At 58.5% G+C, this 8,413-nt stretch carries 8 protein-coding genes and 1 tRNA gene; 7 read left to right on the forward strand and 2 right to left on the reverse strand.

The annotated features are described in order from the left end of the window. Positions 1-84 precede the first annotated feature (84 nt). From lgt to IP81_RS10195, 6 genes are all read left to right on the forward strand, one after another. The gene (lgt, locus tag IP81_RS10170; RefSeq protein WP_082356085.1) at positions 85-984 is read left to right on the forward strand and encodes a prolipoprotein diacylglyceryl transferase; all 900 of its coding nucleotides are present in this window, start codon (positions 85-87) and stop codon (positions 982-984) included. Further along, a complete protein-coding gene (locus IP81_RS10175) occupies positions 981-2,027 on the forward strand; it encodes a class I SAM-dependent methyltransferase (RefSeq protein ID WP_054107880.1) in 1,047 nt (348 codons plus the stop codon). Before lgt ends, IP81_RS10175 begins: the two co-directional genes overlap by 4 nt. Positions 2,028-2,290: 263 nt before the next feature. After that, positions 2,291-2,854, forward strand: a complete 564-nt coding sequence (petA, locus tag IP81_RS10180; RefSeq protein ID WP_054107881.1) for a ubiquinol-cytochrome c reductase iron-sulfur subunit — start codon at positions 2,291-2,293, stop codon at positions 2,852-2,854. 11 nt (positions 2,855-2,865) lie between these two features. Further along, positions 2,866-4,158: a cytochrome b N-terminal domain-containing protein gene (locus tag IP81_RS10185; RefSeq protein WP_054107882.1), complete on the forward strand. Its 1,293-nt coding sequence runs from the start codon at positions 2,866-2,868 to the stop codon at positions 4,156-4,158. A 31-nt stretch (positions 4,159-4,189) separates the two neighbouring features. Then, positions 4,190-5,005: a cytochrome c1 gene (locus IP81_RS10190; protein ID WP_054107883.1), complete on the forward strand. Its 816-nt coding sequence runs from the start codon at positions 4,190-4,192 to the stop codon at positions 5,003-5,005. A gap of 79 nt (positions 5,006-5,084) precedes the next feature. Then, a complete protein-coding gene (locus IP81_RS10195) occupies positions 5,085-5,621 on the forward strand; it encodes an adenine phosphoribosyltransferase (RefSeq protein ID WP_054107884.1) in 537 nt (178 codons plus the stop codon). A gap of 51 nt (positions 5,622-5,672) precedes the next feature. On the opposite strand, the gene IP81_RS10200 is transcribed toward IP81_RS10195, so the two are convergent. Continuing rightward, positions 5,673-7,793, reverse strand: coding sequence for an acetate--CoA ligase family protein (locus tag IP81_RS10200; RefSeq protein ID WP_082356088.1), 2,121 nt, complete (start codon positions 7,791-7,793; stop codon positions 5,673-5,675). 76 nt (positions 7,794-7,869) lie between these two features. Continuing rightward, positions 7,870-8,160 carry a DUF2218 domain-containing protein gene (locus IP81_RS10205; RefSeq protein ID WP_054107886.1) on the reverse strand — a complete coding sequence of 97 codons (291 nt, stop codon included), beginning with the start codon at positions 8,158-8,160 and terminating at the stop codon, positions 7,870-7,872. Between the two features lie 140 nt (positions 8,161-8,300). Here IP81_RS10205 and IP81_RS10210 point away from each other — a divergent pair. Beyond that, a tRNA-Gly gene (locus tag IP81_RS10210) sits at positions 8,301-8,371 on the forward strand. Positions 8,372-8,413 lie beyond the last annotated feature (42 nt).

Here is an 8,413-nt window from a genome sequence, read left to right on the forward strand (position 1 = left end):
GCCCTGTGCCAATACGATACCGCAAAGGCCGCATTTTGCATCAGGGAAATCGGCCCATTTTTAAAGTTGTAGGGAGTTCCCCTCTTGCTGTCACTACTGTCAATAACAGCATCGCTTGCCGTAGCGTCAGCGTCGGCAGCGGGCGTGAATGCCCCGATTCGCTGGGAAGATCTTGGCGTTTCGCCCATCGCGCTGGACTTGGGCTTCTTTGCCCTGAAGTGGTATTCACTGGCCTATCTTGCTGGAATCATTCTGGGATATTGGCAATTGTCCAAAATGATCCGCCAGCCCGGTGCCCCCATCGCCCAGCGCCACGCCGATGATCTGTTCTTCTATGCAACGCTTGGCATCATCCTGGGCGGCCGCCTTGGCTATGCCATGTTCTATTCGCCTGAATTGCTGACCGAACCCCAAAACCTGATCAAGCTGTGGGAAGGCGGGATGAGCTTCCACGGCGGACTGCTCGGCGTGGTGATCGCCATCGCATGGGTTTCATGGCGCGCCGGGCTGAATTTCGTGCGGGTATGCGATTACATTTCGGTTTGCGTGCCGTTCGGCCTGCTGTTTGGCCGCCTTGCCAACTTCATGAACGGCGAATTGTGGGGGCGTGAGGCTGGTTCCGGTGTCGCCTGGGCCATGATTTTTCCCGGCGGCGGCCCCATCGCGCGTCATCCCAGCCAGCTTTACGAAGCCGCGCTTGAAGGCCTTGTATTGGCCATCGTCATGCTCGTGCTGTTCTGGCGTACAAAGGCGCGCTGGCGCACCGGCATGCTCGTGGGCACCTTCACCTTCGGCTATGCCCTCGCGCGTTTCACGGTCGAATTCTATCGTGAGCCTGACTCGCAATTGCAGGATTTTGCGATGCGCACGGGCTTTTCGATGGGCCAATGGCTGACCATTCCGATGATGGCCGTAGGCCTGTTCTTCCTGATCCGCAGCCTGATCACGAAACCGCTTTATGCCGCAGGAACCGCGCCTGCATGAACGCGCCCTTGCTCGAAACCTTCGCGCGGCTGATCACCAATACCGGGCCGATCAGCATCGCGCATTACATGGCCGAATCGAACGCGCACTATTACAACAGCCGTGATCCGCTGGGCGTTGCCGGTGATTTCATCACCGCGCCCGAAATCAGCCAGATGTTCGGCGAACTGATCGGGCTGTGGCTTGCCGACATCTGGATTCGCGCTGGTCGGCCAGCCCAAGTGCATTACGTAGAGCTTGGCCCAGGCCGTGGCACTTTGGCGCGCGATGCTTTAGGCGCAGCCAAACGCTACGGCCTCGTCCCGACCGTCCACTTCGTCGAAACCAGTACCGCGCTCAAAGCGCTCCAACTTGAACTACACCCCCAAGCGCGCTGGCACGCCGATTTGTCGACCCTGCCCAATGACGCGCCGGTGTTGATCGTTGCCAACGAATTCCTTGATGCCCTGCCGATCCGCCAGATGGTGCGCACACAGGAAGGCTGGCGTGAACGTATGGTCGGCCTCGATCAGAACCGGCTCATCCCGATTGCCGGTTCGCAACTGATGGATAATGCCGTCCCGCAGGCGCATTGTGATGCCCCCGAAGGCGCGATTTTGGAAACCTCGCCCGCATCTGCGGCCATTCTCTATGAAGTTTCAGGCAGGTTGGCGGCACAAGGCGGTGCAGCGCTGTTCATCGATTACGGCTATGGTGAACCAAGCTTGGGCTCATCATTGCAGGCGGTAAGGGATCATACGAAGGTGGATGTCTTTGCAGCCCCCGGAGAGGCTGACCTTACCGCGCATGTTGATTTTTCGGTGTTGGCGGCCATTGCACAATCCCGTAACGTTCGCTGGCTGGGCACGGTCGAACAAGGGTTGTGGCTGCGAGCCTTGGGAATCGAGGCGCGCGCAGATGCCCTTGCAGCCTTTGCTCCAGCCCACACTGCGGAGATTTATGCCGGACGCGACCGGTTGATCGATCAGCAGCAAATGGGCACCCTATTCAAGGTGATGGGCCTTGCTGGTCCCAGTTGGCCCGATGGCGCTGGATTTTCCTGAACCTTACGCTATCGGTCACCTGCGCCCCAAAGGGTGTATTCAGACTCGGGAAACGCCCCGTTTCCCATACCAAAATGCCTGTTGGCAAAGCTACGGCTTTGCGTCTATCAGGCCTCGCAAGTGGGGGCTGGCCTAGTGCACATGCACGTGCCCAGCTCTCGTGTTGGTCTGGCATTCCCTTGCGGGTTTTCCAGATCGTATCCAGTGGGCAAGTTGGACCGCGTGCGATGCGCGTGCGCGGCGGCAGCAGGCAGGGAATTTCAATGGCTGATGAGGCGAGCATCGACACTCTGGGCGTAACCGGAGAAGGCGTGCGCCGGCGCGATTTCATCAATATCGCGGCGGTGAGTTTTGCGGGTGTTGGCGGCGCTGCCGTCATTCTCCCGTTGGTAAGTCAAATGGCACCTTCGGCGGACGTTCTGGCGCAAAGTTCAACTGAAATCGACATTTCGGCGATTCAGGCAGGACAAGCGATCAAGGCCGTCTTCCGTAAGCAGCCGGTATTCATCCGCAATCTGAAGCCGGAAGAAATCAAGGCTGCAGACGACATTGACGCGTCTACGCTGCGTGATCCGCAGACGCTGGAAGAGCGTACCAAGGAAGGTAAGACCAACTGGCTTATCACCATGGGCGTTTGCACCCACCTCGGCTGCGTGCCGTTGGGCGCTGGCGAAGGTGAAGTGAAGGGCGAATTTGGCGGGTATTTCTGCCCGTGCCACGGTTCGCATTATGACACCGCAGCGCGCATCCGCAAAGGCCCGGCACCCAAGAACCTTGAGGTGCCAGAGTATTCATTCATCTCCGACACTGTCGTGAAGATCGGCTGAGGACAGGACTTATGAGCTATACCTGGGCGCAAGAATACAAGCCAGGCAATGGCCTGACGCAGTGGCTGGACGAAAAGCTGCCGCTGCCACGCTTTGTATTTAATGCGGTTGGTGCCGGTTATCCGGTTCCGCGCAACCTGAACTACATGTGGAATTTCGGCGTTCTGGCCGGGTTCTGTCTGGTGCTTCAGATCGTCACTGGCGTCATCCTCGCGATGCATTACGCCGCCAATGCCGGTGTTGCGTTCGATTCGGTCGAACACATCATGCGCGACGTAAACTGGGGCTGGATGATGCGCTATGCGCACGCCAATGGCGCCTCGGCGTTCTTCGTCGTGGTCTACCTGCACATCTTCCGTGGCTTTTTCTACTCATCGTACAAAGCCCCGCGTGAGATGATCTGGCTGCTCGGTGTCACGATCTTCTTGCTGATGATGGCAACCGCCTTCATGGGCTATGTGCTTCCTTGGGGCCAAATGAGCTTTTGGGGTGCAAAGGTCATCACCGGTTTGTTCGGCGCGATCCCGTTGGTGGGTGAACCGATCCAGATCTGGCTGCTGGGTGGCTTTGCTCCCGATAACGCCGCTCTGAACCGCTTCTTCTCGCTTCACTTCCTGCTGCCGTTTGTGATTGCCGGTGTAATCATCCTGCACATCTGGGCGCTGCACATCCCCGGTTCGTCAAACCCGACCGGCGTTGAAGTGAAGACAGAATCCGATACCGTACCGTTCCATCCGTATTACACGGCAAAGGACGGCTTCGGGCTCGGCATCTTCCTGCTGATCTACTGCGCAATCCTGTTCTTCGCGCCGAACGCCTTGGGCCACCCGGATAACTACATCCCGGCCAACCCGCTTTCGACGCCGGCACACATCGTTCCTGAATGGTACTTCTATCCATTCTACGCGATCCTGCGCGCCTTCACGTATGACTTCTTCTTCATCCCGGCCAAGCTGATGGGCGTGCTCGCCATGTTCGGCTCGATCCTGGTTTGGTTTTTCCTGCCTTGGCTGGATACCTCGCCGGTTCGTTCTGGCCACTACCGTCCGCTGTTCCGCAAGTTCTTCTGGTTCGGTCTGATCCCGACCATGGCGGTCTTGTTCTACTGCGGCGGTGCACCGGCTGCTGAACCCTACGTGATGATCAGCCAATTGGCCTCGATCTACTACTTCGCGCACTTCCTCATCATCCTCCCGCTCGTCTCCTCGATCGAAAAGCCGGAACCACTTCCGTTCTCGATCACCGAAGGCGTCTTGGGCAAGGATGAGAGTGCAGTGCTCAACGCCCAACCTACAGCTGCCTGACAGCAACGAAGCGTAAGAGAAAGAGAACCCCATGGTCCGTCTTTTTGGTCCCCTGGTAGGCCTGTTCTTCGCCGTCGCGTTGCTCTGGTCGTTCGGAAACGGCGCCTACACCGCGATTAAGGAACCAGCTGCCGAAACAGCAGAACACGCGTTCCATCTTCTCCCCAAGGACATCAAATTCGCCAGCGATGGCGCATTTGGCAAGTTTGACAAGGCGCAGCTTCAGCGCGGCTTCCAAGTTTACAAGGAAGTCTGCTCTACCTGCCACTCGCTCAAGCATGTTGCGTTCCGCGATCTGGCTGCACTGGGCTATTCAGAAGCCGAAGTGAAGGCGATCGCCAAGCAGTGGGGCGCAAAGCAGCCAACGTTTGACGTGAAGTCGGGCGAACGTGGCGAGCGTGACAACATCGCATCGGATCACTTCCCGACGGTGTACTACGCTGGCCAGGGCGTGCCACCTGATCTCTCGTTGATCACCAAGGCACGTCACGATGGCGGCGCATATGTTGCATCATTGCTGACCGGTTATCAGGAACAGCCTGCGGAACTTCTCAAAAAGTTCCCTGACGCCAAGACTCCCGATGGCTTGTACTACAACCCTTACTTCGCCAACCTGAACCTCTCGATGCCTGCACCGATCGCAGGCGACGGACAGGTAACCTATTCGGACGGCACCAAGGCTACTGTAGACCAGATGGCCACGGACGTATCGGCATTCCTGATCTGGACTGCCGAACCGAAGCTGGACAAGCGCAAGCAGACCGGTTGGGCAGTACTCGGCTTCCTGCTGGTTGCCACGGTTCTTGCCTATCTCGCCAAGAAGAACATCTGGGCTGACAAGCACTGATCGTTCTGCCATCAGCGAAACGACAAAAGGCCACCGGAAACGGTGGCCTTTTTTGTAGCCGGCGATAGGTTGATTTACGATGACACCCGATGATCTCAAAGCACTTGTGCGCTCCGTGCCAGATTTCCCCGCGCCCGGAATCCTGTTCCGCGACATCACCACACTGATCGCGCACGGCCCGGGCCTCTCGGCCACAGTTGATCACCTCGCCGGTCTTGCCCACGGGGCCGGAGCGCAAGCGCTTGCCGGAATGGAAGCGCGCGGCTTCATCTTCGGTGCAGCGGTTGCGGCACGCATGGGTCTCGGCTTCGTGCCGATCCGCAAACCGGGCAAACTACCCGTCCCCACCATCGGCGTCGACTATGCGCTGGAATACGGCACAGACCGCTTGGAACTGGACCCCACCGCAATCCCCGATGGACAACGCGTAGTCATGGTCGACGATCTGATCGCAACCGGCGGCACCGCACTCGCCGCAGCCGAACTTCTGCGTAGAGCAGGCGCACAGATTACCCATGCGCTTTTCGTGATTGATCTGCCGGACCTTCACGGTGCAAGCCGGCTGCGCGAAACGGGATTAACCGTCGCATCCGTGATAGACTTCCCCGGACATTGAAAAAGGGCGGCCCACACGGACCGCCCTCAATCAATTCCAGCGATATGCAGTTTAATCCACCAGCATCAATGCATCGAGCGCAACCACGCCTTCACCCACTGGATGCAGAATAACGGGGTTCAAGTCGATCTCGCGAATCGATGGTTCGGCGCGCAGCACTTGCCCGACCTTGACGATCAGCTTGGCAAGGGCCGCAACGTCGAGCGCCGGTGAACCGCGATAACCGCTGAGCAACACTGCACTCTTGAGCTTCATCAATTCGGCCACAACCGCCTCTTCAGTAAGGTCCGCCGTCAACAGGCGCACGTCTTGCAGGATTTCGGCGGTCACCCCGCCAAAGCCTGCCAGCACGACAGGACCCCATTCAGGATCGTTCTTGGCGCCGACGATCATTTCCATGCCGCGCTTGCCCATTGCCTCAATCAGCACGCCATCAAGCGTGACGGCCGAGGAATAGGCCGCCACATTGCTGTGAATGCGGTCCCAAGCCTCACGCACCGCAGCGCCATTGGCAAGGTTCAGGATAACCCCGCCAGCATCGCTCTTGTGCCCGAGCGCGGCTGCCTGCGCCTTCATCGCCACAGGATAGCCAATGCCATCGGCCACCGCGACTGCGGTATCAGCACTCGCGGCAAATCCGCCCTTGGGGAACGAAAGGCCGATCGGCCCGAGCAATGCCTTCGACTTGTATTCCGGGATAACGCCAGAAACTACATCGAGGCCTGCCAGTGGCGTTGCCGGAAGATCGTTCACACCAAGATCCTGCGCCGCCCAATGGGTAAGCCGTGTGATCGCCCTCAAAGCGCGTTCAGTGGACGAGAACCAAGGGATGCCCGCCGCCCGCAGCGCCGCAATGCGCTCGGCCGGAACTTCTGCACCCTCGTCCAGACCCGCGAAGATAACCGGCTTGGTCAGCACTTTACCTTCGACAGCAGCCATGATCGCCGGGAATTTGATCGCGCAAGTAATCGCCTCGGCCTGAATGATCCCGGCAACCACGGTGCCCACGCGATCATCCGCGAGGAGGGCTTCGATGCAGCGCGTGTAAATCGTCGGTTCCGAAAGCCCTTGGGCCGTAATATCCAGCGGGTTCGAAACCGGCACAAACACCGGCAATGCCGCGCGGAGCATCGGCGAATCTTCATCATGCAAATCGGCCAGCGGCAGTTCCAGTTCTTCGGCCAGATCAAGCGTCAGCGCCTTGAACGCGCCCGATTCACCCAGCACTACGGTCGCGCCCGATGGCAAAGCCGCACACCGCACCGCGATTTCCGCAATATCGCCAAGCTCTTGCAGCGTTTCGGCAAAGATCACCCCGGCCCGCGCCACCATTTCGCGCATCAGCTTGTAATCGCCTGCCATCGCTCCGGTGTGCGTCGCAGCCGATTCGCGCGCAGCGCTCGATTTGCCCGGATGCAGCAACACCACAGGCTTGCCCGCAGCCTTGGCCCGTCGCGCCGCCGCCAGAAATGCCTGAGGCTTGCGGAATTGCTCAACAATCATCGCAATCGCATGCGTGTCAGGCTGATCAACCAGCCAATCGACATAGTCCTCAACGCCGCTTGCCGCTTCGTTGCCGGTCGATACCGAATAAGACACCCCGCATTCGCGCGACAGAAGCATGGTGCCCAAAACCGCCGCCATAGCGCCCGATTGCGAAACGATGCCCACCGCGCGGTTGCCCGCAGGCGGCACAGCATTGGTTTCAACAAAGGTCAGCGGAATACGGTCAACATAATTGACGAGACCGAGGCAATTCGGCCCTTCGACCACCATGCCCGCTTCGTTCGCGATCCGAGCAATTTCGTGTTGTTCGGCAAGGCCTTCTTCGCCGCCTTCGGCAAAACCGGCCGAGAAAATCACCACACCGCCACATTTGCGCGCCGCAAGACCACGTACTGCGTCCAAAACGCCCGCACGGGGGATCGCCAACACGGCCACGTCCACGCCTTCAGGCAGCGCATCGACGGATGGGTAGCAAGGCTTGCCCATGATCTCTTCACGCTTCGGGTTCACTGGATAAATGGCACCAGCATAACCATTGCGATCAAGATTGGTCAGGATCGTTGCGCCCAACGCACCCGGTTTGTCGGACGCGCCAACAATGGCGACCGACTTCGGGCGCAGGAAACGATCGAGCGCGGCGTGAGACAGACTCGCGTGAACAGCCATTTGCATCCTCCGATTTCGCTATGTCCTATAACAATTATCGGAAGGAGGACAAGTGGCCCAAAGGGTAATGCCGCTCTCAGGTGATAGGCTGCCAATCAAAAGTCAGGTCACCTTCACGGTGGGCAAAACGATTGATGTGCTCGGCAACGACCTGCTGCATCCTCGCCAGATCGCCCTCACCCTCGATTCGACAGACAACGTCAAGCGCATCGTCAGCCGCAGTCATCTCAACCGGACCGAACGGCAACGCGACGCGCCCTGTGACCGGATCAAATGTTACCTCAAACTTGTGCCCCCAGTGTTTGCACAATTGCTGGAGATAACGACTGGCGTTGGAAGTGGGCACAACAGCACGGCTGGCAGGCATGTCTCGGCTCTTTCGATCAGTTTTGATACATTTAAGATATATCTTTTAACTGAAAAGTCAACATGACTGATCGCATCCAAGGTTGACGAACCGCCGCAACCCATGGCAAGCGCCTCCTCACACTGGCAAACAACGCCTAAGCGGGTATAGCATAGTGGTAATGCACTAGCCTTCCAAGCTAGCTAGGCGGGTTCGATTCCCGCTACCCGCTCACCCGCCTCACAAACCATTGAATTTAATGATATTTCAGAGC

It is taken from the genome of Novosphingobium sp. AAP83 (assembly GCF_001295795.1).
Taxonomy (GTDB): Bacteria; Pseudomonadota; Alphaproteobacteria; order Sphingomonadales; family Sphingomonadaceae; genus Novosphingobium.